Origin of the sequence: Paraburkholderia caffeinilytica (assembly GCF_051027425.1) — a bacterium.
Lineage (GTDB): Bacteria > Pseudomonadota > Gammaproteobacteria > Burkholderiales > Burkholderiaceae > Paraburkholderia > Paraburkholderia caffeinilytica_A.
In genome coordinates, this window is the sequence record NZ_CP186552.1 from 734,490 (window position 1) to 759,758 (window position 25,269).

23 protein-coding genes are annotated in these 25,269 nt (G+C 61.5%); 17 read left to right on the forward strand and 6 right to left on the reverse strand.

The features are described from left to right. Nucleotides 1-23 precede the first annotated feature (23 nt). Nucleotides 24-1,358, forward strand: coding sequence for a glycosyltransferase WbuB (locus ACOSV0_RS03190; RefSeq protein ID WP_434108677.1), 1,335 nt, complete (start codon nt 24-26; stop codon nt 1,356-1,358). A gap of 31 nt (nt 1,359-1,389) precedes the next feature. Here the strand turns inward: ACOSV0_RS03190 and ACOSV0_RS03195 are convergent, their stop codons facing one another. Further along, complete coding sequence (locus ACOSV0_RS03195; protein WP_434108678.1) at nt 1,390-1,899, reverse strand: hypothetical protein; 510 nt, start codon at nt 1,897-1,899, stop codon at nt 1,390-1,392. Nucleotides 1,900-2,075: 176 nt separating this feature from the next. Between ACOSV0_RS03195 and ACOSV0_RS03200 the strand changes: the two genes are divergently transcribed. Both ACOSV0_RS03200 and ACOSV0_RS03205 read left to right on the forward strand, forming a co-directional pair. Further along, nucleotides 2,076-2,696, forward strand: coding sequence for a putative colanic acid biosynthesis acetyltransferase (locus ACOSV0_RS03200; RefSeq protein WP_434108679.1), 621 nt, complete (start codon nt 2,076-2,078; stop codon nt 2,694-2,696). A 229-nt stretch (nt 2,697-2,925) separates the two neighbouring features. After that, complete coding sequence (locus ACOSV0_RS03205) at nt 2,926-4,668, forward strand: FAD-dependent oxidoreductase (RefSeq protein ID WP_434108680.1); 1,743 nt, start codon at nt 2,926-2,928, stop codon at nt 4,666-4,668. A gap of 38 nt (nt 4,669-4,706) precedes the next feature. On the opposite strand, the gene ACOSV0_RS03210 is transcribed toward ACOSV0_RS03205, so the two are convergent. Further along, the gene (locus ACOSV0_RS03210; protein WP_434108681.1) at nt 4,707-5,921 is read right to left on the reverse strand and encodes a glycosyltransferase; all 1,215 of its coding nucleotides are present in this window, start codon (nt 5,919-5,921) and stop codon (nt 4,707-4,709) included. Then, on the reverse strand, nt 5,918-7,414 hold the full coding sequence (locus tag ACOSV0_RS03215) for a hypothetical protein (protein ID WP_434108683.1): 1,497 nt from the start codon (nt 7,412-7,414) through the stop codon (nt 5,918-5,920). Before ACOSV0_RS03215 ends, ACOSV0_RS03210 begins: the two co-directional genes overlap by 4 nt. Nucleotides 7,415-7,696: 282 nt before the next feature. On the opposite strand from ACOSV0_RS03215, the gene ACOSV0_RS03220 reads away from it, so the two are divergent. Then, entirely contained in the window at nt 7,697-8,899 is a 1,203-nt protein-coding gene (locus tag ACOSV0_RS03220; RefSeq protein WP_434108684.1) for an acyltransferase family protein, read from the forward strand. 20 nt (nt 8,900-8,919) lie between these two features. Here ACOSV0_RS03220 and ACOSV0_RS03225 read toward each other — a convergent pair whose 3' ends face one another. Then, nucleotides 8,920-10,110: a glycosyltransferase gene (locus ACOSV0_RS03225; RefSeq protein ID WP_434108686.1), complete on the reverse strand. Its 1,191-nt coding sequence runs from the start codon at nt 10,108-10,110 to the stop codon at nt 8,920-8,922. Between the two features lie 351 nt (nt 10,111-10,461). On the opposite strand from ACOSV0_RS03225, the gene ACOSV0_RS03230 reads away from it, so the two are divergent. After that, entirely contained in the window at nt 10,462-11,715 is a 1,254-nt protein-coding gene (locus tag ACOSV0_RS03230) for an oligosaccharide flippase family protein (RefSeq protein WP_434108687.1), read from the forward strand. Continuing rightward, on the forward strand, nt 11,712-12,797 hold the full coding sequence (locus tag ACOSV0_RS03235) for a glycosyltransferase family 4 protein (RefSeq protein ID WP_434108689.1): 1,086 nt from the start codon (nt 11,712-11,714) through the stop codon (nt 12,795-12,797). The genes ACOSV0_RS03230 and ACOSV0_RS03235 overlap by 4 nt, the downstream gene beginning before the upstream one ends. 38 nt (nt 12,798-12,835) lie before the next feature. Here the strand turns inward: ACOSV0_RS03235 and ACOSV0_RS03240 are convergent, their stop codons facing one another. Together ACOSV0_RS03240 and ACOSV0_RS03245 are read right to left on the reverse strand one after the other, a co-directional pair. Further along, nucleotides 12,836-13,840, reverse strand: coding sequence for a hypothetical protein (locus ACOSV0_RS03240; protein ID WP_434108690.1), 1,005 nt, complete (start codon nt 13,838-13,840; stop codon nt 12,836-12,838). An 80-nt stretch (nt 13,841-13,920) separates the two neighbouring features. Next, nucleotides 13,921-14,532: a hypothetical protein gene (locus ACOSV0_RS03245; RefSeq protein ID WP_434108692.1), complete on the reverse strand. Its 612-nt coding sequence runs from the start codon at nt 14,530-14,532 to the stop codon at nt 13,921-13,923. A gap of 410 nt (nt 14,533-14,942) precedes the next feature. On the opposite strand from ACOSV0_RS03245, the gene ACOSV0_RS03250 reads away from it, so the two are divergent. The 11 genes from ACOSV0_RS03250 to ACOSV0_RS03300 all read left to right on the forward strand — a co-directional run bounded on the left by ACOSV0_RS03250 (nt 14,943) and on the right by ACOSV0_RS03300 (nt 25,262). After that, nucleotides 14,943-15,674 carry a hypothetical protein gene (locus ACOSV0_RS03250; protein WP_434108694.1) on the forward strand — a complete coding sequence of 244 codons (732 nt, stop codon included), beginning with the start codon at nt 14,943-14,945 and terminating at the stop codon, nt 15,672-15,674. A 167-nt stretch (nt 15,675-15,841) separates the two neighbouring features. After that, nucleotides 15,842-16,384, forward strand: coding sequence for a helix-turn-helix domain-containing protein (locus ACOSV0_RS03255; protein WP_434108695.1), 543 nt, complete (start codon nt 15,842-15,844; stop codon nt 16,382-16,384). Beyond that, nucleotides 16,381-16,797, forward strand: a complete 417-nt coding sequence (locus tag ACOSV0_RS03260) for a VOC family protein (protein WP_434108696.1) — start codon at nt 16,381-16,383, stop codon at nt 16,795-16,797. The genes ACOSV0_RS03255 and ACOSV0_RS03260 overlap by 4 nt, the downstream gene beginning before the upstream one ends. Beyond that, nucleotides 16,794-17,051: a hypothetical protein gene (locus ACOSV0_RS03265; protein WP_434108697.1), complete on the forward strand. Its 258-nt coding sequence runs from the start codon at nt 16,794-16,796 to the stop codon at nt 17,049-17,051. The genes ACOSV0_RS03260 and ACOSV0_RS03265 overlap by 4 nt, the downstream gene beginning before the upstream one ends. 140 nt (nt 17,052-17,191) lie before the next feature. Continuing rightward, the gene (locus tag ACOSV0_RS03270; protein ID WP_434108699.1) at nt 17,192-17,920 is read left to right on the forward strand and encodes a hypothetical protein; all 729 of its coding nucleotides are present in this window, start codon (nt 17,192-17,194) and stop codon (nt 17,918-17,920) included. A 481-nt stretch (nt 17,921-18,401) separates the two neighbouring features. Further along, nucleotides 18,402-19,073: a TetR/AcrR family transcriptional regulator gene (locus ACOSV0_RS03275; protein ID WP_434108700.1), complete on the forward strand. Its 672-nt coding sequence runs from the start codon at nt 18,402-18,404 to the stop codon at nt 19,071-19,073. A 92-nt stretch (nt 19,074-19,165) separates the two neighbouring features. Next, nucleotides 19,166-20,395 carry an ABC transporter ATP-binding protein gene (locus ACOSV0_RS03280; RefSeq protein WP_434108701.1) on the forward strand — a complete coding sequence of 410 codons (1,230 nt, stop codon included), beginning with the start codon at nt 19,166-19,168 and terminating at the stop codon, nt 20,393-20,395. Further along, complete coding sequence (locus ACOSV0_RS03285; protein ID WP_434108702.1) at nt 20,395-21,291, forward strand: ABC transporter permease; 897 nt, start codon at nt 20,395-20,397, stop codon at nt 21,289-21,291. The genes ACOSV0_RS03280 and ACOSV0_RS03285 overlap by 1 nt, the downstream gene beginning before the upstream one ends. After that, nucleotides 21,288-22,109 (forward strand): ABC transporter permease, encoded by an 822-nt coding sequence (locus ACOSV0_RS03290; protein WP_434108703.1) that lies wholly within the window; start codon nt 21,288-21,290, stop codon nt 22,107-22,109. The genes ACOSV0_RS03285 and ACOSV0_RS03290 overlap by 4 nt, the downstream gene beginning before the upstream one ends. 35 nt (nt 22,110-22,144) lie before the next feature. Then, the gene (locus ACOSV0_RS03295; protein ID WP_434108704.1) at nt 22,145-23,188 is read left to right on the forward strand and encodes an extracellular solute-binding protein; all 1,044 of its coding nucleotides are present in this window, start codon (nt 22,145-22,147) and stop codon (nt 23,186-23,188) included. Between the two features lie 22 nt (nt 23,189-23,210). Further along, nucleotides 23,211-25,262, forward strand: coding sequence for a hydantoinase/oxoprolinase family protein (locus tag ACOSV0_RS03300; protein ID WP_434108706.1), 2,052 nt, complete (start codon nt 23,211-23,213; stop codon nt 25,260-25,262). Nucleotides 25,263-25,269 lie beyond the last annotated feature (7 nt).

A 25,269-nucleotide genomic window follows, 5' to 3' on the forward strand; every position in this document is an offset into this window, starting at 1 on the left:
TCTAACACGTTCTGGCAGTCATAATGAAGATCCTGATCTACGGCCTCAACTACGCACCTGAGCTGACGGGGGTGGGTAAGTACACGGCGGAAATGGCAGCGCTTCTGGCCCGTCGCGGCCACGAGGTTCGCGTGGTGTGCGCGCCGCCCTATTACCCCGAGTGGCGTGTCGCTACGGGCTATGTGTCCTGGCGGTATCAGCACGAAACACGCGACGGTGTGAGCGTCTGGCGTGCGCCGTTGTGGGTGCCGGCGCGTCCCGGCGGACTGAAGCGAATGCTGCATCTCGCGAGTTTCGCGGTGAGTTCGTTGCCGCTGCTCGCCAGACAGTTGCTATGGCGTCCCGATGCCGCCATGCTGATCGCCCCGACCATGATGTGCGCGCCTGCCGCGCTGGCATTCGCGCGTGTCGTGCATGCGCGAGCGTGGTTGCATATTCAGGATTTCGAAGTCGATGCGGCGTTCGATCTGGGTCTTCTGAAAAGCTCGCGCGCAGCCCGCGTGGCACGCTGGATCGAAAGCACGCTGCTGCGGCGCTTCGATACCGTATCGTCGATTACGCAACAGATGAGCGCACGCCTCGCGGCCAAGGGCGTCGAGCCTGCCCGGGTCGTGTGTCTGCCTAACTGGGTCGATGTGTCGACCATCTTCCCGCTGACGCGCGCGAGCGATTACCGGCGTTTGCTGGGTATCCCTGCCGACCAGAAAGTGGTGCTGTACTCGGGCAACATGGGCGCGAAGCAGGGCATCGAAACGCTTGCGAATGCGGCGGCGGCGCTCGCCACACGTGCCGATGTCACTTTCGTTTTCTGCGGCAGCGGCGCCGCGAAAGAAAGTTTGCTGGAGCGCTGCGCGGGATTGACGAACTGCATTTTCATTCCGCTGCAACCGGCGGATCGTCTGAACGAACTGCTCAATCTCGCCGACATTCACGTCTTGCCGCAACGTGGCGATGCCGCGGATCTGGTGATGCCTTCGAAGCTTACCGGCATGTTCGCAAGCGGGCGCGCAGTGGTTGCCATGGCGCGGCGCGGTACAGGTCTTTACGAGGCCGTGTCGCCACGTGGCGTAGTGGTGCCGCCGGACAACGTCAAGGCGTTGGCGGCAGCGATCACGGTGCTGGCGAGCGATCGCGAACGTCGCGCGGCGCTCGGCAAGGCGGCGCGCAATTATGCGGAGCGCACCTTGTCGCCGGAGTCGACGATCGCCACCTTCGAAGCGCGGCTTGCGGCGCTGGTTCGTGAGTCACGCGGCAAGCGCGCGGAGGTGGCTGTGCCGTATTTCAGCGGTCCGCGGCCCTCGGCTGCGGCGGCCCGGCGGCGCAAGCCGGCTACACGGGAGGAAGCTGCGCCGGATTGATCCGGTACGCGGCCATCTCATGAATGCACTATCACCACGGGGATCGGTAGACGGCGTGTTTGCCCGGATCGTACGGATCGGCGTAAGTGGCTCTTGCTGCGCCTTCGGGCATCAAGCCGTCGGCCGCATTCGGACCGCCTGGCTGACCGGCCACGCGGACCTTGCCGTTGGCGGCGGCCTGAGGAGCCTTGTTGCGCTGGCCTTTGCCCACAGTCGGTTGCTCGCCTCGCCCGCCACCCAGCACCGTCATGCGTTGTTCGTCGAGCAGCGCGGCCTGCTGGGCGTCGGCGGTATTGCCTTGCTGCGCGTCTGGCGAACCGTATTCGCGCGGGGCGCCGAGCAACTGTGCTTCGCTGGTGCGATGCGCCGCGCCCGGGTTGGCGCGTGCTGCCGGGGTGGGCGTGCCATAGGCGGTCGCAGCCGTAGCGGCAAGGGTCGGTGCAACGGGAGCGGGTGCTGCGTTCTGCGCGAGCGCAGGTCCGGCACATGTGGTGATGGCGAGAAGCAGCGAGGTGGTCGTATGCCGAAACGAGAGGGTCATCGTATGCCCCGGAGAGGTGCGGTCTCAACAGAGCTATCGTGCGCCAACCAGCACGTGGGTAACCGCCAAAACGCTTGCCCGTACAGCCATGAAGCCGGTTTACGTAAGGAGTCGAAACATAATGTAAGCAGGGTGCGTGGGTATGCTGACTCACGTTCGTGGTCTGGAGAAAGCTGATGGGTAACGTCGCCGACGATCCGCAGATCGCGCGCACGCCGAAAGTCGAAGGCGTTCGCGAGGACGGTCGCGTCATCGACCTCAGCCGCGCTGGAAAGGGAAACTATCGCGCGAAGCGCGGCGCCCTGATCGAACTCATCTGGTTTGTGGTTGAAGCCTGCGTGATCAACAACAAGCTGCTGCCGCTCTCGTCCGTGCGGGTTGCGCTATTGCGTCTGTTCGGCGCGAAGATCGGCGCGGGTTGCCGCTTCGTGCATCCATTGCGTGTGAAGTCGCCGTGGAATCTGGAAGTGGGCGACAACTGCTGGTTCGGCGTCGACGTCTGGATCTACAACCAGGCGCTGATCCGTATCGGCTCGAATGTCTGTATTTCCCAGGGGACGTTCCTGAGCGCCGGCTCTCACGATATGAGCACCACGATGGATCTGCGCGTTGCGCCGATCATCATCGAGGACGGCGTCTGGATTACCTCGAAATGTGTTGTGCAGATGGGCGTGACGATCGGCCGGTCAGCCGTGGTGACGCCCTTGTCCGTGGTGCATCGTTCGCTCGATCCAGAGGGCGTGTACGGCGGCAATCCATGCCGTTTTATCCGGAACCGTTTCGATTCAGTGACCTGAAGCACAGAGAGAAGACCGCAGCGTTTATACGCTGAGGAGGCCAAGTCGTTGACAAGCCGGAATGTCGGCGGCCGCAATGGGATTGTCGATCGATTCCCTTGGTCGGCATTCGCGGTGATGCCTGTGAGGTGTCCGGTAACGGCGCGTGCGTGGTTTGCTTGCCAGCCCCGGTTGGATGAGTAGCCGGATTGACGCACTCAGAGATGCATGAAGAAGATGGGGAGTCGGGATGTTCATCGATACTCGCAATGTTGAACACAACACGGTCATTGAAACGACGGTCTGCATCATCGGCGGCGGGGTCGCCGGGATTACGCTTGCGCTGGAGATGTCGAGGGCGGGCGTCGACACCTGCATGCTCGAAAGCGGGGGCTTTGGGCCCGATGACGAAACCCGCGATCTCTATCGCGGCGAGAACGTCGGGCTTCCCTATTCGTTCGCGGACGGCTCGCGCAGCCGCTACTTTGGCGGCAGCAGCAACTGCTGGGGCGGCTGGTGCCGGCCGCTCGATCCGTGGGACTTCGAGAAGCGTGACTGGATCCCGCACAGCGGCTGGCCGTTCGGCCTCGAAGAACTGGCGCCGTACTACGCGCGTACGCATGAACTGCTGAAACTCGGTCCGCAGAATTTCGATCCTGCCTACTGGGAACGCGAGATCGGCCGCCATGACGTACGACGCATCCCGCTTGCGACCGGCGATATGCGCGATACGGTCGCGCAGTTCAGCCCGCCTGTGCGCTTCGGCAAGGCGTATCGCGACGAGCTGTCGCGCTCGGCGCGGGTGCGCGTGTTTCTGTATGCGAATGTCCAGAATATCGACGCCGATGCGCAAGGCACGTCCATTTCACGGCTTCAGGTGGCGACCATCAGCGGACGCAAGATGACGGTGACGGCCAGGATTTTCGTGCTGGCCACGGGCGGCATCGAGAATGCGCGCCTCCTGCTTGCTTCGAACAATGTGCACGCAGCGGGCCTTGGTAATGCCAACGATCTGGTGGGCCGTTACTTCATGGATCATCCGCGGATGATGTCCGGCAAAGTGCGTTTTCGTCCGGGCAACGCGCGCAATAAACTGTATGACATCAAGTATCACTATCAGAATGCCGCGGTGTCGGCGCACGGCACGAAGATATCCTCACAGTTCGCACCGAAGCAGGAGTTGATGGAGCGCGAGAAGCTGCTGAATTCGCGTGTGTGGCTCTATTCGCGCTGGTACGGTGAAGGCACCGCGGGGTCCGAGGCGCTGATTCACTGCAAGGAAGCGCTGCTGCAGAAAGACCAGCCGGGCCGCAGCCTGAAAACCGATCTCGCGACGATGATCGCGCATCCACTGCATACCGTGGGTTACGGTTTGACGCGGCTCCTGCAATGGCCCGCGCTGATTACCGACGTGACCTTGCAGGCGATCGTCGAAGCGGTGCCCGATCCCGATAGCCGGGTGACGTTGTCGGCGGATAAACGCGACCGGTTCGGCATGCCGCGCGTGAAGGTGGAGTGGCGTCTGGGCGAACAGGTGCAGCGCACCTTCGACAAAACCTTCGCGTTGCTCGCGCAGGAGTTGCAGATGGCCGGTATCGCTGACGTCGAACTCGATGCGCCGCTCGAAGGCCGGCGCTGGCCGGCGAAACTGGAGGGCACGTGGCACCACATGGGCACCACGCGCATGCACGATTCGCCACGTGAAGGTGTGGTGGATCGCGATTGCAAGGTGCATGGCATCAGCAATCTTTATGTGGCGGGCAGTTCGGTGTTTCCGACTGTCGGCGCCAATTTCCCGACCATCACGATCGCCGCGCTTGCGCTACGCCTTGCCGGTCATCTGGTGCGGCAACTCGACGTTCCGGATATCGTCGGCAAGCTGCGAGGCGAGGCCGCCAATAGTTCGCTGATATCGATGCAGCCGCAGCAGCCTCAGGTCGAAACCCTGCCGATCGCAGCCGCGACCTTGACGTCGTTGATGAAGGAGCAGTGAAGAACGGCCGGTGACAACGCGCGCGAGGCGGCGCGCGGTCACCGGCTCGATTGAGTGGCTTCGCGCAGCGTGGCGGGCGTGTTTTCACGCGTCTCGCCGGTGTTGCCCTTCGTTTCCAGCAGCGCGGTCAACGCGCTGACCATGGTTTCAATCCGGAAGCGTGCTTCAAACGTACGGACTGCCTGGGCGCGCATGGCCGCGCGAGCGGTATCGTCGAGTTCCAGCCAGCGCACCAGATTCTTTTCCGTACCGTCGACCGTATCGGCGGCAACCATCCCCGCTCCGTCGGCTTCGATCTCGCGCCATACGTTGACCTTGTCGGAGATCAGCGCGGGGAGTCCGCAGCCGAGCGCCTCGGCAACCGCCACGCCGAAATTTTCCTGATGCGAGGGCAGGACGAACACGTCGCTGGCATGAAACGCGCCCCACTTGAGATCGCCCTGCAGCATGCCCGGCAGGCTGAGACGATGCGCGATGCCGGCCGCCTGGGCCTGGGTGCGCAGACTGGCCACCCAGCCGGTCTCGTCGGGACCGGCGATCATGAGATGCAGCGACGGATCGCGGCTCGCGACGCGCGCGAACGCATCGATCAGCAGATCGCAGCCTTTCTTCGCATGCACGCGGCCGAGAAACAGCACGATACGTTTGCCGCGCAAACCAGGCACGGCTTGCAGGAACGCTTCGCGCAGAGGCTCGGCTTCGAGCGGCGGCACGGTCGTACCGTACGGGACGATCCGCTCATGCGCCCGGTATAGCCAGAACGATTGACGGGCGCGCGTGCGCTCTTCTTCGGTCGTAAAGATGACGGCGCGGGCGTCGCGCAACACCCGGTATTCGGCCCACGGCCAGTACAGCCACTTCTTCAGATGCTTGAGCGGGTACGCCTGTTTGAACCACGGGTCGAGCATGCCGTGCGCGTACACGTAGTAGGGCACGTTGCTCTGGCGCAGCGCTTTCCATGCCGCGAAGCCGTGGTATTGCCACAAGCCGTGCACGATGACGGCGTCGAACCGGTTCGCGTTGGCGGCGAGCCACGGCGCGAGTTGCGCGCTGTAGCTGTAGCGGCTGCTAACGGGGCCGAACGGATGAACCGGAAACGGGAAGGCGGCGAGGTAGGCGTCGCCGGGGGCATCGCAGGTAGCCACTTCGATTCCATGCCCGGCGTCCTGCATTGCGATGCCGCTGCGGCGAACGCCTTCGACCGGGCCGCCGGCGCGCGGATCGATGCTGGCAAGCAGATGGAGAATTTTCATCGGACGATATTCGATCGATTGGCGCGTCGCGTCGACGAGGTGCGCGACACGAGTGCGCCGAAATGGCTGGAGCCGTGCGTCGCAGTTGCCGTACGTGATATGCCGAGGGTCGTCGCGAGATCGGCGCGGCCCATTCCGGGCCGGATTCTGCGTGGCAATTCAGGCATGGCCGCCGGGCGCAAATGCGGTGGTGGAGTGGGCGCGCGTTTCACCCGCGCCGGCAGTGCACGCTGTAATCGCGCGTGCGTGGCGATCATCAAGCCGAGAGCGATGCCGAATATCAACCCTGAGAAACGCGGCCCGAGCGGATTGCCGCCGATCGATGTGGCCGGCAATGCGGCAAACAGCATGATGGCGCGGCCTAGCACCGGCAGCATGGGCGCGTCGGGCACCACCGAGCGCCAATAGCGATACGAGAAGAAGCAGATCGCTAGCGCAGTCAGAGTAGCAAAAGGCATGGCGATGCCGAACAACAGCCCGCCCGCGAAGAGCTGATAGACCCAGAAGTTGTGACCCGCGGCCCATTCATTGATTGCGTAGAAGTCTTTCTCGCTGATCTGGCCGGCGAGGTCCGGCAGGTAGACCGGAGAATAGCGATAGTAGTGCCCGTAGCCTGCGCCGAACAGCAGCGTTTCCGGCGACGCCGTCACCTGGTCATACTGATCGCGCATCTCGGCGAGACGGGTGATAGTGGTCGGGTCCTTGCCGGTGACGGTTTCCTCCGACGCGAAAATGCGCTGCGTCCAGTGCTCCGCAACGGTCGGAAAGCTCAGCGCCGCGATGCCGGCCACGCCGGCCAGCACCGCGCCCACGATCAGCGTGCGCGCGCCCGCGCGCCAGATCTGCTGGATCGACGGTGCGGACAGCGCCATGGCAATCAGGAAGAGCAAGACGGTGCCGACCAGCAAACTACGTGTGACGCTCAGCAACTCGACGATCACGCTGCCGGCGAACACAGCGACGGTGAAAAAAGAAAAGCGTTTGGCAACGATGAATTCATGCAGCAGCACGCCTTGCAGCCCGAGCAACGTCACGGAGATGATGCGGTAGCGGACGTCTTCGAGATCGCCCCCCGTCGCCATGCCGTAGAGGAAGGTAAACACGAGACTGACTACGTTGGCGAAAAACAGTGCTTTCTCGAACTGCGAAATTCTGTATTCGCTCCACGGGCGGCAGGCTACGAGGTAGCCCAGTGCAAACAGCACGAAGGGGAGTAGAACGCGCAGATAATTGCCGGTGTCGTTGTCCTGAACGAACTGGGCGACGATGCTGCCGAGCACGCACAGCAGCACGCTGAAGGTGACGGTCGCGCGCAACCGGGAGTGGTCGCGAAAGCGCGGTGCAATCAGCACGAGGGCGAGTCCGGCGGCGATGACCGGGATCACCAGTCCGGACTGCGCGAAGTGGCCTACGTTGGCGTTGGTCGCTTTATAGTCCAGCGCAAGCGGTAACAGAAAAAACCATATCCAGAGCGTCGCGTACTGATGGCGCATTGCTGATTCCTCCCCGTGCTGTCGATCCGCCGTCGGTCTGTAGCGGACGGTCTCGCATCGGGTCATTGTGCGGGAATATCCTCGCCTGGCCCTCGCGCGTGGCTGGTTTCGTCGCCCATTGCCTGGGTTCTGGCGACCGTGGCTAGGGCGCCCCCTGCAAGACGCGCGCACACTGGCTCATGTTGTCGGCCAATGTCTTGATGTTGGCGCGCACGCACGCGTGTCGCCACCGAAGATGCAAAAAGGGACGTGCGCCCGTGAATGGCGCCAGGGGAGAACAATATGAAATTATTCGGCGGGGCGAGATCCGTAACAGCCGGCCGGGCCATCGAACTGGATTTCGTGCGCGGCATCGCCATTATCATGGTGATGGGCTTTCACTTTCATGCCGTTCATACCGACAACTTTCTGATCCACATCATCGAGTATCCGCTGAAGAGTTTCGGGCGCGAAGGCGTCAATCTGTTCTTTACGCTCAGCGGTTTTCTGGTTGGCGGCCTGTTGCTTCGACAGTACGCCGAAACGGGTAACGTCGATGCAAAACGTTTTATCGTCCGGCGGATTTTCCGCATCTGGCCCGCGTATTACGTGCTGATCGCATTCCATGTGCTGGCCGGACGGCATCCGTGGAATACGTTTCTGATCCAGAACCTGACCCACCTGCAGAACTATCTGGGTACCTCGATTACCCAGACCTGGAGCCTCGCGGTCGAAGAACACTTTTATCTCGTCCTGCCGGCGCTGTTGTTGCTATTCGCGCGCTGGCGCCTCAGTGCCTGGACGATCGTCAGCGTGCTGACCGCTGTCTGTGCGGTGGTGCTCACCGCGCGCTGTTTCGCGGTGGCGGGCGGCGACCTGGAAGGCGCTTTCGCATACACGCAATATCGCATCGACAGCTTGCTGGTTGGTGTGATTCTGTCCGCGATCTACTGGATGAAACCGGGCGTCTATCAACAGCTTGCGAAGCGTAAATGGCTGCTGATCGCCAGCATCGTGGTGTTGTGCGCATGGCTCGCTTTTGCGACGAAAAACTTCGCGCTCGACGAAAGCATTGGTTATACGATTCAGGCGCTCGGTTTTGCCGCGCTGATTGTGTTCGTGCTGGAGTATTCGGGATCGCTGCGTTCGTCGTGGGTGTATCGCGGCATTGCCTGGATCGGTCTCTATTCGTACGGCATTTACCTGTGGCACTCGCTTGCGCTTGCCCCTGGCGACATGCTGATCCGTAAAGCAACTGCGATGGGTCTTGCGCCGAGCGTAATCTGGGTGGTGGCGCTCACCGCGCAGTTCGCTTTCGCGATTGCGATCGGCTATGCGACCACGCGCGCGATCGAGTATCCGTTCCTGCTGATGCGCAACGCGCTGTTCCCGGCCAGGCGCAACAGTGCGGTGCGCGAGGAAGTGCCGGAAGTACCCGAGGCATCTGAAGTACCTGAGGTACCCGAAGTACCGAAGGTGCCTGTTGCAGGTGGCCAGTTATCCTGATCTTCCGGCGACGTGCCGGATCAGGCCATCTGCTGCAGCAAGGTCTGCTTGAATTGCCCGAGCGTATGCCGTGAGAGCAGATCTTCGCGTGTCGACGGGGTGGCTTGCGGCGCATGCGGCCAGGAGGTCATTGTTTCGTTGATCGCTTTGCCGATCGAGGCGGAGCTGAGGTCGCTCAGGATCGGCCCCAGTTCGCAGCGCCGGCTGAACCAGCCGATCAATCCGTCTTCCGTTGCAATCACGGGTTTGCCGAAACGGTAGGCCTGCACGAGCACGCCGCTCATTCCGTAATGTCCTTTGTAGCCTAGCCAGACTGCGTCGCAGGCCGAGAACAGATCGCGCTCGACGTCGTTTGCAATGAACGAATCGAGTACCAGCGGCGCGGGCGTCAGGCTGCGCACATGATTGCGCATGAAATGGCGCGTGCCCGCGTCCTGCTCGCCCGCGACGATGAGCGTGGGTGCATGCTCCAGGCGGGTCAATGCGTGGACCAGTTCGTAGATTCCCTTGCGTTCCGTGATCGCGCCGTACACCAGCAGATAACGCTGGGTGGGATCCAGTCCGAGCCGTTCGCGGGCCTGTACCGGGTTTTCCGCGCGCTCGTCGGGAAACGGGTCCGCCACATAGGCGATCGCCGCGCTGGTCTTCGTGGCGCTGCGTGCCGCCCACTCCGGCAAGGTGGGGTCGATCGTCAGGAGTGTGCGCAGTCCGGCGGTCCGGATCGCGCGCTTGAAAAGCAGTGCCTTGACCGCATTCACGATCGGTCGATCGGGCGACTTGATGCCGACCTTGTGGTGATGGAAAGTCGAGCGCATCGTGATGCCGATCCACGGTGTTTTGCCGAACGGCGAGCCGAGAAACGGCAAGGCGTACAGGAAGTAATCGACGTAGGGCACGACCACCAGTCTGATCGGCTGCGCGCGGCCCACGATCCGGCACACGCGTTTGAAATAGCGATGAAAGCGCGAGTACTGATTCGATTGACGCAGCAAGCCGCCTGGCCGCTCCTCGGGATCGACGAATGCGATCTGCAGGTCCGCGCGGTTCGCGGCGACGATCTGTCTGGCGAGCCGATGGTCTTCGTTGGCGGATTCCGTCGCGAGGATGCACGGATAACCTGCTTCCGTGCAGGCCTGCATGGTCCATTCCACATAGCGCCAGCGATGGCCGGTGAGGTTGGGTTCCACGATCAGAACGTAGTCTTGTTCCATCGATTTTCAGTGGTCCTCGGTGGTCGAATGCGTTGTGGAAAAGCAACCTCGCGCCGGCTGTCTGGAGCGCTAACTGAACAACGTTAGCATCGGCGAAGTGAGGGGACCCTTCTATTTGACCCGTTCTGTGGGTAAACGTACTAGCGTGTAATGGCTTCGGCTGAACTGACCTAGCTGATGGCGGTTGTTGCCGATCCTGTCGCGGTAAGGTCGTATATAGCGTTCGATTAAAAAGCTCGCCAGTTCGCTGGTGCGACCTCACCATTTATGCGCCGGCGGCGTTTCGCAGCGATGCACTGAATCGCTGTGTGCGGCCGATTCAACGGCGTTCCGATTCGACGGAGATACAGCTTGCGGGCGATCAGGCTTCCGGCGCTCTCAATGGCGACCAGTTTCGGCGCGAGCGCGGCAACGTGGGTGCTGTTGCAGCAGTTCGCCGTGCGCGGACTCGTAGCAATCAAGTTTCTGGCGATTGGCCGGATGCTCGGGCCGGCCGCGATCGGCAGCGTGAGCGTGGCCTTGCTCGCGGTGGCGATTGCCGAGGCGCTATCGGACACGGGTCTCGCACAAGCGGTGATTCAGGGCGAACATCCGCCGACACGTTCGCAACTCGGCGCGGTGTGGACAACGCTGACTGCGCGCGGCGTGCTCATCTCACTGCTGCTGGTCGCGCTTGCGCCATTGCTGAGCAGCCAGTTTCATCTGAACGGGTCACTGGTGCTGATTCAGCTTGCCGCGCTGCTGCCGCTCCTGCGTGGGCTGGCATCGCCAACGTACTACCTCGTGCAGCGCGAGCGGCGCTTCCAGCATATTGCCGGCGTTGAGATCGCGGCGGCGTTTGTCGATTGTTCGGTCGGGCTGGGGCTGGCCTATTTCGGCGCCGGTGCGGCCTCGGTGCTGATCGGTCTCGTGGCGGGTGAAAGCCTGAAAAGCACCCTGACCTGGGCGACGATGAACCCACGCCCGCCGATCCGCGCGGTGTGGTCGGGCATCGGTCACTACGTCGGCTTCAGCCGCTGGATCTGGGCGAGCAGCGTGATCAATCTGCTGCTCAACCAGTTCGACAAGGTCGTGGTCGGCAAGCTGCTCGGCCCGGCGCAACTGGGCGGGTATCAGATGTCGTCGCGGCTCGCGCAGATGCTGCTCGCCGATGCCGCGATCGCCATGTCGCAATATCTCTTTCCCACCTTCGCGGCGCGCCATCGGCGCAGTCCACAGGCGGCCTCACGACTCATCAAGATCTATCTTCTCGTGATCGCGATCGGGCTGGCGGCGTTCGTCGAGATGCTGAGACTGATCGCCGAGCCGCTCTTCTCGCTGATTCTCGGCGCGGCCTGGTTGCCTGCGGTACCGCTCTTCAGAATTCTGGTGATCAACATGGCGATCGGTGCGTTGATTGCCGTGCTGGTTGCTTATCTGCGCGCGGTGGGCGATGCGAAGGCGACCGTGCATGCGTCGCTGATTCAGGTCGTCGTGCTGCTGGTCAGCGCGCCTCCTGCTGTTCACTGGTGGGGCGTGACGGGTATTGCCTGGTCCATGACCCTTGGCCTTGGTTGTGCCGCTGCGTGGATGCTGTTCAGGACGCTGACCGTAAGGACATCATGATTCGCGTTTTACATCTGGTTCTGGCGCCGCGTTTGTCGGGCGCCGAAATCCTCGCCAGGGATCTCGCTATCGATCAAAGCGCCGAGGGCATGGCGGTTTGTGTGGCCTCGCTGTTGCCCGTGCATGCCGAGTTCATGCCCCTGCACGACGATTTGCAGAAACACGGCGTGCAGTGCCGGTTTCCGTCGCGGCGCCACCGCCTTGCCGGCAAATTATGGAACCTGTTCCTTGTAGTACAGCGTTTTCGTCCGGATGTGATTTTCGCGCACGCCACGATTCCTTCGTTTTATGCACGCGCGTTGCCGCTGCGTGTGCCGGTCGTCTACATCATGCATTCGGCGACTAACGATTTCGAGCGGCCGTTGTTCCGGCGCGTCGAGCGCATCCTGTCGGCACGCGCCCGGATGGTGATCGGCGTGTCGCAGCAAGGCGTGACCGACTACGTGCAGGCCGTCGGGCCGCATCCTGCGATGACCGTGGTGCCGAACGGTGTCGACCTAGGACGTTTCGCGTTTACCGACGGTGCGGCGGATAGCGGCCATGCGCCACAGGTCGTGCAGATCGGACGGTATACGTCGGTAAAGAATCAGCTTCTGACTGTGCGCGCTTTCGGCGAAGTGCTCGAGCGGGTGGCGGACGCGCGCCTCGTGCTCTACGGCGTGATCGAGGATCCCGATTACCAACGCGCGGTCATTGAGCTGGTGAGGGAATTGGGGCTTGCGGACCACGTGGTGGTGGCCGGTCCGCGCACCGATGTGGCGAGCGTGTTGTCGGAGTCGAACGTGTTCGTCATGCCTTCGCGCTTCGAGGCGCATAGCGTGGCGTTTCTCGAAGCGTTGGCCTCCGGCATCCCGATCGTCGCGAGCAAGATTCCGCCGTTTGCATTCGCTAGCGGATTTCCCGGCGTGCAGCTGGTCGATACAGACAATGTACCGTGCTATGCGGATGCCGTTGTTACTGCCTTAGGGCAGGCGCGGGCACAACGCTCGCTCGCCGGCCTGACGCTCAGGGATACCGCGGCCCGCTATCGGGCAATCGCCCATCAGGTCATTGGCAGGCGTCTGGCTGTTTCGATCGGCTAGCTCACCCTCGCAGCATCTCTTGCACTGGTGCGTCGAGTTCAATGGTGGCTGATGGCGAGACCAAGTTCGTCGGACGTCGTCTCGGGCGCGGGTGCCGGTGGCCACGCGCTCGCCAACTCGGATTCGCGCGTCGCGATCGACAGCAGGTGTTGAGCTTCCTTGCTGCTCGAGTCGACCAGCAGCGCATCGTTGGCCTTGTGCCAGACGCATGCCCATCGTGCCATATAGCCGCAACCTCGTGCCACGCTCAGTAGAGCGTCCCGCTGCTGTTCACGTGTGGCCACGGTTGCGCGCATGCGCAGTGCGTCGGGGTTATCCGGCTGTGCCGCGATGGCCGCCGCCAACCGTACTTTCGTCGCCGACAGATTGTTCTGCTGCAGATTGGCCCGGGCGGCTCTGATCTGTTTCGAGGCATTCATGCGAGATCTGTCGGGCGGATTGTCGGTCTGGCCACCTGAGTTGCGCTTCGCATCGTTCGCTGCCATCGCCATCCGTCGTGGCGCCGGTAGCGTAGCAACCGGTGGCGCGACAGGGGGAGATCGTACGGGCGCGAGCTTCGCCGGCCTTTGAGCCTCGGGCACGGGCGTGGACCGTTGAGCGACGGCAAGCGGCGGCCCGACGTTCTGGGTTTTCACTTTGCCGGATACCGCGATAGGAGCGCCGTCGACCGAGTTGTTGCTGTGTATGAAGCCCAGGTACACAGCGGATGCCACGACCAGCACCGACACGCCGAGCGCTATCGGTTGACGCAGTCTCTGCGAGACGGGAGCGGCGGCCTGCGACTCAAGAATGACGGAGTACGGAACGGTTAGATCTCGCGAGGACGGGCGCCAGATTCGCGGCGTTGTCAGCCGGGTTGCCAGCATCGGCGGGGCATCGCCGAGCGGCATGTTCAACGAGGAGGGCAACGTGGCGCGCGCGCCGAACGAATCGACCGGACGCGCCTTGCACTCGATGCACGGCGTAAAGCGACCGGCTAGCGGCGCACCGCAGTGCTCGCATTGGGGGGAATCATGCTGATCGGAATTAGCGTCGCTAAGCATTGCCATGTCGCAAATGGGCGTCGAATGCCGGCGCCACAATCAGGAAGAACAAGGCACCGCAACGAGGCTTGCAAGCAGGATTACTGTGTGACGACGTAACCCCGCGCCTGCATGCACGCGCCATATGCGGCCCAATACTGTGTCATAGGCGGCTCGGGTGCCGGCAGCGGCGGCAGCTTCACGCCGGATGCCGCGCCTGCTGCCGATGCTGTCTCCGAGGCGCCGTTATCCGCGAGTGTTGCCGATGCCGGCGTGGCGGGTGCAGTCGTCGCGCTTGCCGCCATTGCCGTTGTTGTCGTGGTCGAGCTGGCTGTCTTCGTGCCCGCAGTGGTCGTTGCGTGAGCTGTTGCCGTGCTCACGCCAGGCGTACTTGCAGCAGGCACGGCTGCGGCCGCGGTTGTGGGCATGCTTGCGCCCGCGGGTGCCGCTGAGAAACTGCTAGGGGGCAAGGGTGGCCGCGATGGCACACCGGTCGACGAAGTTTTGCTCGCTGCGGGTTTGCGCGGCGGAAGCTGCGATTCGTGCGCGATGTTGATCTTGGTCTGCTTGTTGGCCGTGGCGTAGCACATCGCGGTGTCGATGCTGCGCTGATAGGGGCTTTGACTCCGGATTGGATAGATGAGCGGCTGCCATGCGAAAGCAGCACTGCTAAACACCCATAACAGCAAGACTGTATATATTCTGATTCGCATCGCAGTCGCTCCCGCAGCGATGTTTCGCCGGTCGCCGGCAATCGCGCTTCGCGGTACGTTCTCGTGGTTGCTGATTTTGCCGCTGGACGGCGGCTCACTGCCGCGAAGGCTGCTTTCTTCAGCGTAACACCAGGCACTCTCGACGGAAGGCGCCGCATAGCGCGCGAAAACGCCATCCTGCAGTCGAATCAGGACACCCCGGTGCGAAAGGGCGGGAAAGGGCGCCAAAATCCAGGGGATTTCCCTGAGTGCGCCTCGCCAGATTGTGGATTGCAAGTCCATTTTTTGAGCGGAAACTTTCCGTGCCTTACCGGTGGCCGAGATGGGCGGGAAAGTCACTCCTTACCAGGCATTTGGAAATGTTGTCATCGCTTACGCTGAGTGCTCAACCCGTAAGGAGATCAAGCATCATGAGCATACAAAGTGTAAGCGGTTCGCAGACCGGCACTGACCTGCTGTCGGTCGGCGCCACCCGCCGCTCGGGTGGCAGTGGCGGTGGTTGCGAGGCGGCGTCGTCCTCGTCATCTTCATCGACCAGTTCGACGGACTCGAATCCGCTGTTGTCGGCACTCGAGGCGGCGTTGGCGGCGCTTGGGATCGGCAGTACGTCGTCGACCACGGGCACGTCGGGCACGGCGGCTTCGTCGAGCTCGTCCAGCACCGCAGCTTCCTCTACCTCCTCGACGAGCGACGCGTCGTCGACCAGTTCGGTTTCCGGCGCGCTGCAGGCCTTTCTTGGGGCGTTGTTCCAGACTCTGGGCTCGCTTCAGCAATCGGGCAGTAGCGACGGCTCCACGTCTACGTCGAGTAGCACGAGCGGTTCGACGAATTCGATCGCGACTTCTTCTTATGGGGATATTGGCGGGGCGCTGAATGCGCTCGCACAGGAACTCGGCTCCGGCAGTACGACGAGTTCGAGTGCTGCTTCTACTACTTCGGCGACGAGTAGCGATGCTTCTTCGTCTTCTTCGTCTTCTTCGCAGACGTCGACATTGCAGACGGATTTTCAGGCGCTGTTGAGCTCACTCGGCGATAGTGGTTCGGGCACGACGTTGCAGTCGTTTGTGCAAACGCTAGCGAATAATCTCAAGGGACACTCGCATATGCAAACGGTTGGGAGCCTGGTGTCGACGACGGCTTGAGGTAGCGGAGAGACGGGCAGTTTTTCGTCCTTCCTGAGGACTTCATCAGGGAGGACGAACGCCGAACTTGCCTGTCGGCGAGCGAGTCCTGGCGCCTCGGCGCGCGGCTATGCGGGTAACAGGGTTGAGCCTAAACTACCCGCATATTGCCAGCCTCCCGGGAATTTATGCCCCCTCGCGAAGACCGTAAAGGCCAACCGCTTGCCTCGTCCCCAGCGTCGGTCAGCCACGATGCCTTGCAGGATCCGGCCTTGCTGCGCCGCCTGCTGCGCGCCAGGGACCGCATGGACGCCGCCTCGCACGAGGCCTGGCCGGTCAAGCGCCTGGCCGAAGTCAGTGGCGTCTCCGAAGCCCATTTCGCGCGCTCCTTCAAGCGGGCCTTCGGCCTTCCACCGCACCGCTACCTGCTGACGCGGCGCATCGAGCAAGCCACCACCCTGCTGCGCGATACCGAACTCAGCATCACGGACATTGCCTTTGCTACCGGCTGGGAGAGCCTGGGCACCTTCGGCCGCATCTTTCGCGACATCACCGGCCGGAGCCCCGGCGCGATGCGCCGTGAAGCCCAGTCCAACATGCCTGAACTCGACCGCGTGCCCGCCTGTGTCCTGAAGGCCGCACAGCGTCCGGATCTCAACATCGCAGTTTTGGAGAAGCGCCGCCGCGTGGCCAAGGATAAATTCCGGCCATTAACCAAGGAGGTGTCATGAACGAAGGTATCAATGTGGTGGGCCTGTACGTCGATAACCAGGACGAAGCGCTGACGTTCTATGTCGACAAGCTCGGATTCCGCGTCCACACGGATGTGCGCAACGGTTCCTACCGCTGGCTCACAGTCCAGCATCCGGATCAGCCCTCGTTCCAGCTCGGCCTGTTCACGCCCGGCCCGCCCATCCACGACGAGGCCACCGCGCAAACCCTGCGCGCCATGGTCGCCAAGGGGGCGATGCCGCCCCTGGTCCTTTCCGTGAGCGACTGTCGCGCCAGTTACGCCCAGATGAAAGATCGCGGCGTGGAATTCACCCAGGAACCTATCGACCGCTTCGGCAGTGTCGATGCCGGTTTTCGCGACCCCGCCGGTAACGGCTGGAAAATGATCCAGGCCGCGAAGAGCGCGACATGAATACCAGCGCCTGGATCCGTCGGTTTCATCGGTGGGTATCCATCGCCTTCACGTTGACGGTTATCGCCAACTTCGTCGCGATGGCCCAGGGAAGCGGCCATCCGCCGCCCTGGATTACCTATGCGCCGCTGTTGCCTCTCGCGCTTTTGCTGCTCACGGGGCTCTGCCTGTTTGTGCTGCCCTATATCGGCCACTACCGCGGTGATCAGAGCCCGGAGCGTTCTATCGGCGACCAGGAGGCGCCGCTCGCGTGAGGAACGTCCTCGCCATGCGTGCTCGCGAAACAGAAAATTATCGCCTAGACTGCACTTCTCCTTTTGCGAGTTTCTGTTGAGCATTTATGGCGATAGGATCTTACTCAGTAGATACGGCAGCGAATGGACCTTCGGGCGCGATGAATCCTTCGGACTACATCGCGCAGCATTTGCAAAATTTTGCCCCGTCCTCACCGGCGCCTGCCTCGGTCTCGATCGCGGCCGGGCATCATCCGGCAATTTTCTTGTGGAATCCCTACGCGTTCGTTCTTCCCGTTGCGCTGCTGCTGGCGCTGATATGCATTGCTGCGCTTCGCGACCGCTGGGCTGTCTTCAGGTTCGCGGTACGAATGCCCTTCCGGCTGCGTCTGTATGTATGGTGGTCCTGCGCCTGGCGGCAGTGGCTTGTGAACATTCTGCTCACCGTCATTGGTGTGGTGGCTTTCCTGTTTCTGTATCGGAAGGCCGCGGCGCCTGTCATGAAGCTTTCAGCGGGGCTGATCAAACCCGGCGCGGGATGGGTTTCGGTCATGCTGGCTCTGGCAGTCGGAGCGATGCCAATGATCCTGGCCGCTCTGATCTACACACTGCTGAGCCTGCCGCTCGTGGGGTATGCGGTACGAAGCGGACTTGCCTCGCACGCACTGCCTGGACCCAGACGGTTTAATGTCGGCCGCGCGACGTTGCTCGGCTTGACCACGTTGATGTGGTCTTTGCCCGGCAGCCTGATGATTGCCAGCGTAGTCGTTCCGTTCTCCGATCGTGTCGCCGATGTGCTTCGCGTGCTGCTTTTCGTTGTGTGGGGCATGTACATCGTATTGCCGCGTCAGGTGCGCAGGGTTGCGCGCCTGGCAGAGGCTGGGCGTTAGGCTTTTGCGATATCGGGTGCGAAGCCGATTTCCGAGTGACGTATGTGAGCGTTGTTGCACGTCATTGTCATTCCTTCCTTTGCCAGCCTGTTCATTACATAGTGCTGCCGCGACGAGCGTGATGTCGTAGCCATGCTGGTTGTCATATTGGCGACAGCGATCGCGGCGAGCAATTTGTCCCAGGGCGTAAGCGTCGCGCCAATTGCGAAGAGCAGGGGGAATATCGCCCGACCTTCGCGAAAACCCATCAGCGTTGCCTGGCGGCGCGCCCGAAACTTGATGAGCTATCCGCATCACATCCCCTTATTTTTTCAGATGCTTAATCTAATTCTCCTGGCGCAGAATTGCGGGTGACGAGATCGGTGATCTGCTTGCCCAAGGTGTTCGGCAAACGGGCCGATTCGTGTTTCCAGCTATTGACAAGGAAAATCGGCTGCATTTACATACCAATCAGTCGGTATCTTGTTTTGGGAGAAGACGAGTGGTCAATGAAGTCAAACGGCGCAGTCAAGCTGACCGTACAGCGCTGGCGCGCGCAGCGTTGGTCGAGTCCGCGATCACCCTGCTGAGCGAGCACGGGTTCGCACGCGCGACGACTTCCGCGATTGCTCAACATGCCGGCGTCACGACTGGTGCGTTGCATCACCACTTTCCAACGAAAGAGAGCCTTTTGATCGCGGTGCTCGATGAGTTGACCGAGCAGGCGCTCGCGCTCTTCCGGGGTTTGAACGATCGGGACCGGAAGGGCGACGGCCCGGCGCGCTCGATAGTCACTTCCTTGTGGTCGCTCTATGGAAGCCGCCGGTATTGGGCCGTTTGGGAAATCAACCTTGGCTTGCGGCCTGAAGAGGCATCGCATCGGGCGCTGATCGAACATCGGAAGTGCACGCGTGAGCGCATGAACAACGTGCTTGCTGCCAATACTGCGCTCAAGCCGCAAACCAAGCAGGCGTTGCACGTCCTGCTGCCGTTTCTCCTGTCCGCGATGAGGGGGATTTTTCTCGACACCTTCTTTGCGGGTCACGACGCCGAGATCCTCGATCAACAACTCGAGCGCCTGACGCATGCGCTCGATCAGGAAATCAGATCGCTGTCTACGCGCACACAGCGGGTAACGCCCACTCAGGCTGTGTCATCAAGGTCCGGTTCATAGCGCAAGGCGCGGAATCGACGCGCGTTCGCCAGCAGTGAATTGAAGCAATTCGACGCGAAAAGTGAGGCCGAATCGGCCTTTGGAGCCTCCCAATGAATCCCACCAGTTACGCAACCGCGCAGGCGCCAGATGCGAAGGCGCCTCCCAAAAGCCTGGTGCTCGACGCCGTGAGCAAGCGCTACGGTGGCGTCGCGGCGCTGGACGCGCTGTCGCTCAATGTGGAACCGGGAGAACTCGTCTCGTTGCTTGGACCGTCGGGTTGCGGCAAAACAACCACGTTGAGGTTGATCGCCGGCTTCGAGTTTCCCGATACGGGTACGGTGTCGATCGGCGGTCAGGACGTGTCGTCGTTGCCGCCGAACAAGCGTGGGCTCGGCATGGTGTTCCAGAACTACAGCCTGTTTCCACACATGACGGTAGGAGACAACATCGGTTTTGGCCTGCGCATGGCGGGGATGAAAAAGGCGGATATTCAGGCCGCGATTCGCCGCATGCTCGATCTGATCCGTTTGCCGGCTTTTGCCGACCGGCATGTCTCGCAGCTTTCAGGCGGGCAGCAGCAGCGCGTGGCACTCGCGCGTGCCATCGTCAACGACCCGTCTGTGTTGCTGCTAGACGAACCGTTAGGCGCGCTCGACAAGAATCTGCGCGAAGGCATGCAGTTCGAGATCCGGCGTCTTCAGCAAAGTCTCGGCATTACCAGCGTGATGGTTACGCACGATCAGGAAGAAGCGATGACGATGAGCGACCGCGTGGTCGTGATGAGTCACGGCAAGATCCTGCAAAGCGGCGCGCCGCGCGAAGTCTACGATCGTCCGCGCAACCGTTTCGTCGCCGAGTTTCTCGGTACTGCGAATGTGCTGGCATGCCGCGTCGTGTCGCGCGGTTATCAGTCAATGACGCTGACGACGTGTCCGGCCGTTGACGCGACTGCTGCGACGCTAACGCTCCCGCTGCCGAAACATTGCACCGGCGAATTGCCTAATACGATCGAGGTCGCCGTGCGTCCCGAGAAAATTGCAATCGACGCGCCACAACCCGGGCACCTGCAATTTCGCGGTCTGATTCTGCAGCACGTGTTCCGCGGCTCACTGCATTCATACGAGATCGACGTGCCCGATCTCGGTCAACGCATCTATGCGTATCAACAGGCGTTCTCGACGTCGCACGTCGGGCATGCTCGCGGGCAGGCAGTGACCGTCTCGTTCGCAGCGGATGATGCCGTCGCACTCGAACCCGACGACGCACCCTGCGCCCAACCTAAGCACGGCGATGCGCTCGCGGGCGGTCCGGAGACGCTTGCCGGCCAGGGAGTTCAGTGATGTCTACGCCACACGCCGCCACGGGCCTGCCGCTCCTTCGCCCCCGGCAGCGTCCGGTTGTCGCGCGCGTTGCGCTGTTATGCGCGCCCGCGGTCCTGCTGCTGTTGATCTTCTTTGCGTTGCCGCTGATCGGCAACGCAATACGCAGTCTCGGACCCGCCGCGCATCTCGATGCATCCGCCGGTGGGGCGTTCGCGAACTACGAGAAGCTCTTTGCCGACCCGTACTATCGCGGCGTGATCGTCGAGACATTGAAGGTCAGTCTTTATGCGACGCTGCTTTGCCTCGTCATTGGCTATCCGGTTGCGCATTTCATGGTGCGGCGTGCGGGGCGACTCGCCATGCCGATGCTGTTCATGCTCATCACGCCGTTGCTTACTTCGATCATCATGCGCACCTTTGGATGGCGCGTGCTGTTTGCGCGCCACGGGCCGTTTAACGAAGCGCTGATGTGGCTGCATTTGACCGATCATCCGCTGAGAGTGCTTGGAGGTCCGCTCGGCGTGTATATCGGACTCGTGCACGTGATGGTGCCGTTCATGGTGCTGTCGATCATTCCTGTGCTGCGGGGTGTCGACCGGCGGCTCGAGGAATCCGCGCGGATTCTCGGCGCAGGCGCGATCCGTACATTCATTCTCGTCACTTTACCGCTCGCCGCCGAAGGTATCGCAACCGGTTGCGTGCTCGTTTTCATGCTGACCAACGGCAGCTTCGTCACACAACTCCTGCTCGGCGATGGGAGCGTTGTCACGTTGCCGCTTCTCATCTTCCAGCAGTTCTCGTTGACGCAGGATCTGAGCTTTGCGAGTGCAATGGGAAATCTGCTGCTGATCGTCGTGCTCGTGTGTCTGTACGTGCAGCTTCGCATCTCGGGACGTAAAGGAGAGCCGCAATGAACGGTGCCGGGTTGCAAAACAGGCTAGTGGCACGCGCCGGGTCCGGCGTGCTGTCGCTGTTTACGCTGTTGTTCTTCGTTGCATTGATCGCGCCGATCGTCGTGGTGGTAATCGTATCGTTTTCACCCGATGAGACGCTCTCGGTGCCGGTCAGCGGCATTTCGTTTCGCTGGTATCTCCGCTTATGGGAATACCGGCCGTTCGTGGACTCGCTGCTCACAAGCCTGTATCTCGCGTTGTCCGCGTCGTTGATTGCGATCCTGATTGCGGTACCTGCTGCAATTGGTGTGGGGCGCAGTCGAGGGCGGCTCGCGACTGCACTGACTACTTTCCTGCTTGCCCCGATTGCGATTCCAGCGCTGGTGATTGGCCTCTCGCTACTGTATTTCCTGTCAAGCATCGGGATCGGCGTGTCGTTTGCCGCGTTGCTGATTGCGCATACGGTTGTGTCGGTGCCGTATGTGATGCGAACCACGCTCGCGGCCTATAAGAATACGCAAGCGTCATATCGTGAGGCAGCGTCGGTGCTTGGAGCGAACAACTGGCAGACGTTTCGTCACGTGACGCTACCATTGATCGCGCCGGGCATCTTCGCCGGCGCGTTGTTCTCGGTGCTCGTGTCGCTCGACAATCTCGGCGTGTCGTATTTCTTTGGTACGGCGAACGTCTCGACGCTGCCTGTCGTGATGTTGTCGTATTTGCAAAATCAGTTCGATCCGGCAATTGCCGCGGTCAGCACGGTTCAGATGGCGATCACCATCGTGCTGCTCGTGATCGTCGAAAAAACCTACGGGCTGCGTGCATTAACGACGCAGTAGCGCCAAAGCCTTTTCTCTATCTCCACGGAGTTCGAATGAAATTACTTCATCCTTTGCGCACTGCCGCATTGGCGATTTCGCTCTCGTTGACCGCGCTCGGCGCCGCATCGCCGGTGTGGGCCGCCGATCTGACCGTGACTGCCTACGGCGGCGCCTGGGAGCAGGCATATAGAAAATGTTTCGTTGAGCCATTCGAGAAACAGACTGGAAAGACGGTGGACGTGATTCTCGGCAGCCCGATGCAGTGGATCAACCAGATCGGCGCCAATCCCACGCACCCGCCAATCGACGTGATGATCGGACTCGTGGATAGCGGTGAAATTGCACGCGAGCGCGGTCTTGTCGAGCCGATCAGCGATGCGCAGATCCCAAATCTGAAGCAGCTCAAGCCAAACATGCTCGCGTATGGCAAAGGCTATGGCTTTCCGATCGCGTTCGGCGATTTCGGCCTGATGTACAGCAAAAAGGCCGTACCGAATCCGCCTAAAACATGGAAAGAGTTCGTGGACGGCACCGTTGCGGGCAAATGGCATGCGGGTGTGCCGGGGATCGCGTATGTCGCGACCGCGCAAGGTTTGATCGCGCTGTTCGGCACTGTGTACGGCGGTGGCCTCGACAACGTACAACCTGGGCTCGACCAGATCCAGCGCATGAAGGCGAGCGGCAATGTCAGCTTCTTCAGTGAGCCGAACTCGCCGCTGATCGCATTGAAGTCTGGCGATATCGATATCGCAATGTACTTCGACGGCCGCGCGTGGGCCGAGCACGATGCGGGCAATCCGGACATCGGCTATCTGAATCCGAAGCCCGGCGCGGTTGCGTTTCCGACGATGGTGCAGAAGGTCAAGAATGGCTCGCCACTCGGCTTCCAGTTCATGAATACGCTGGCCTCCGCCGACGGACAGAGCTGCTTTGCCAACCTGCTTCAGTATTCCGCGTCGAACCAGAACGTCAAGTACTCGGACAAGGTGAAGCCCCGCATTGCGCAAGACAGCGATTCGCTATGGCTGCCGTTCGACGTTGTGTCGAAGAAAACGCCGCAATGGGTCGAAATGTGGAACAAGCAGATCGGTCGTTGATCGAATTAAAGGAACTACAGTTATGAGTCTGAGAATTGGAGTCGACATCGGCGGATCGTTCACCGATTTTGCCGTGCTGGACGACGACACGCGCAAGATCCGCACGCTGAAAGTATTTTCGCGTCCGGATAGCCCCGGCAGCGAAGTACTGGCCGGCATGGCGGGATTGATCGAGCGTTACGGTATCGAAGCGAAAGACGTTGTGTACTTCACCCACGGCACCACCGTCGGGGTGAATGCCGTCGTCCAGCGCAAGGGATTGCGCCTCGCGTTGATTACGACAGAAAAATTCGAGGACGTGCTGGAAATCGCGCGCCTCAAGATTCCTGATATGTATCACCTGATGTCGAGGCGGCCGGAGCCACTGATTCCACGTGACCGCGTGTTCGGAGTGAAGGGCCGCCTCACGGCCGACGGCGGCGAAGAAGTCGCAATCGACGAAGCGAGCGTGCTCGCCGCGCTGGCCGGCATCCAGACGACGGACTGCGAGGGCGTGGTGATTTCGTTGCTGCACGCCTACCGCAATCCGCAGCACGAAAAGCAGGTGAAGGCGCTGATCGAGAAGCATTGCCCGGAGATCTTTGTGTCGTGCTCACACGAGGTGTGGCCGATCATCCGCGAATACGAACGGACGTCGACGGCGATCATCAGTGGCTACGTTCAGCCGAAGGTCGCCAATTATCTGACGCATCTGCAATTGGCGCTGGCGGAAGTCGGCGTGCCGGCGGAACTGAAAGTCACCAAGTCGAATGGTGGCGTGATGAGTGCGGAAAACGGTAAGTCCAATTGCGTGCAGATGATCCTGTCGGGCACCGCATCGGGTGTGATCGGAGCGGCGTATATCGCAGAACAGTGCGGCATCCGCAACTGCATGAGCCTCGATATCGGTGGTACGACCGCAGACGTCGCGCTGATCGTCGACGGCAAGCCGCAGTATGCGACGGGCGAATACATCGGGGATTTCCAGATTCACATTCCGTCCGTGTCGGTATCGTCGATTGGCGACGGAGGCGGCTCTATTGCTTGGGTCGATGATTTTGGTGTACTAAAAGTGGGGCCGCTCAGCGCAGGCTCGAATCCGGGACCGGTTTGCTATGGACGCGGTGGCGATAAGCCAACCATCACTGACGCATTCGCGGTGATGGGCATTCTCGGCCAGTCGGATATCGGCTACAACTCGGTTACATTGGACCGCGACGCCGCGCGTAACGCAATCGCAACACTCGCCGAACGTCTGGGCAAGAGCATTGAGCAGACGGCCGAGGCAATCATTCGCGTGTCCACATCGAGCATGTATGCGGGGACGAGTCGGCTCGTGTCGCGTTTCGGCATCGATCCGCGCACGTTCACGCTGTTGCCGTTCGGCGGCGCAGGTCCGATGCTCGCGTGTTATCTGGCGCGCGCACTCAACATGCCCAACGTCACGGTACCTGTTACGCCGGGCGTACTGAGCGCACTCGGCGGGCTGATCGCGGACATCAAGAACGACTTCGTCAAGACCACGTATTACGACCTGAACGACACCACACTCAAGCTGCTAACGCATGACGGGCAGCAACTGGAAGAGCAGGCGCGTGCGTGGATGGTGGACCAGATTGGTCGCAGCGATACGGCGACGATCGCGCTGACAGCCGACATGCGTTATCGCGGTCAATCGTTCGAAATCGAAACGCCACTTTCCGTTGAGGCATTGGCAAGCGGTAACGTCGACTCGATCCGCGACGCGTTCCATAACGAGCACTGTCGTCTTTACGGACACAGCGATGACGATGCGCCGATCCAGATCGTCGCGTTGCGACTCGTGATTGCCTCGATCACGCCGAAGCCTGCGCTCGAACGGGTAGCCGAAAGCAACAGGGCGCCGGCTCCCGTTCGTGAGATCGAGGTCTGGCTGGACGCCGCCGCACGCCGCGTTCCGCTTTACCGGCGAGCCGATCTGTGTGCGGGGCAGGCATTCGAAGGCCCTGCCGTGGTTGCCCAGGACGACGCGACCACCTGTGTTCTGCCTGGTTTCTCCGCGACGGTCGATCCCTACGGCAACCTGGTTCTGACGAACCGTGCACTTCAACACTGACATCCAA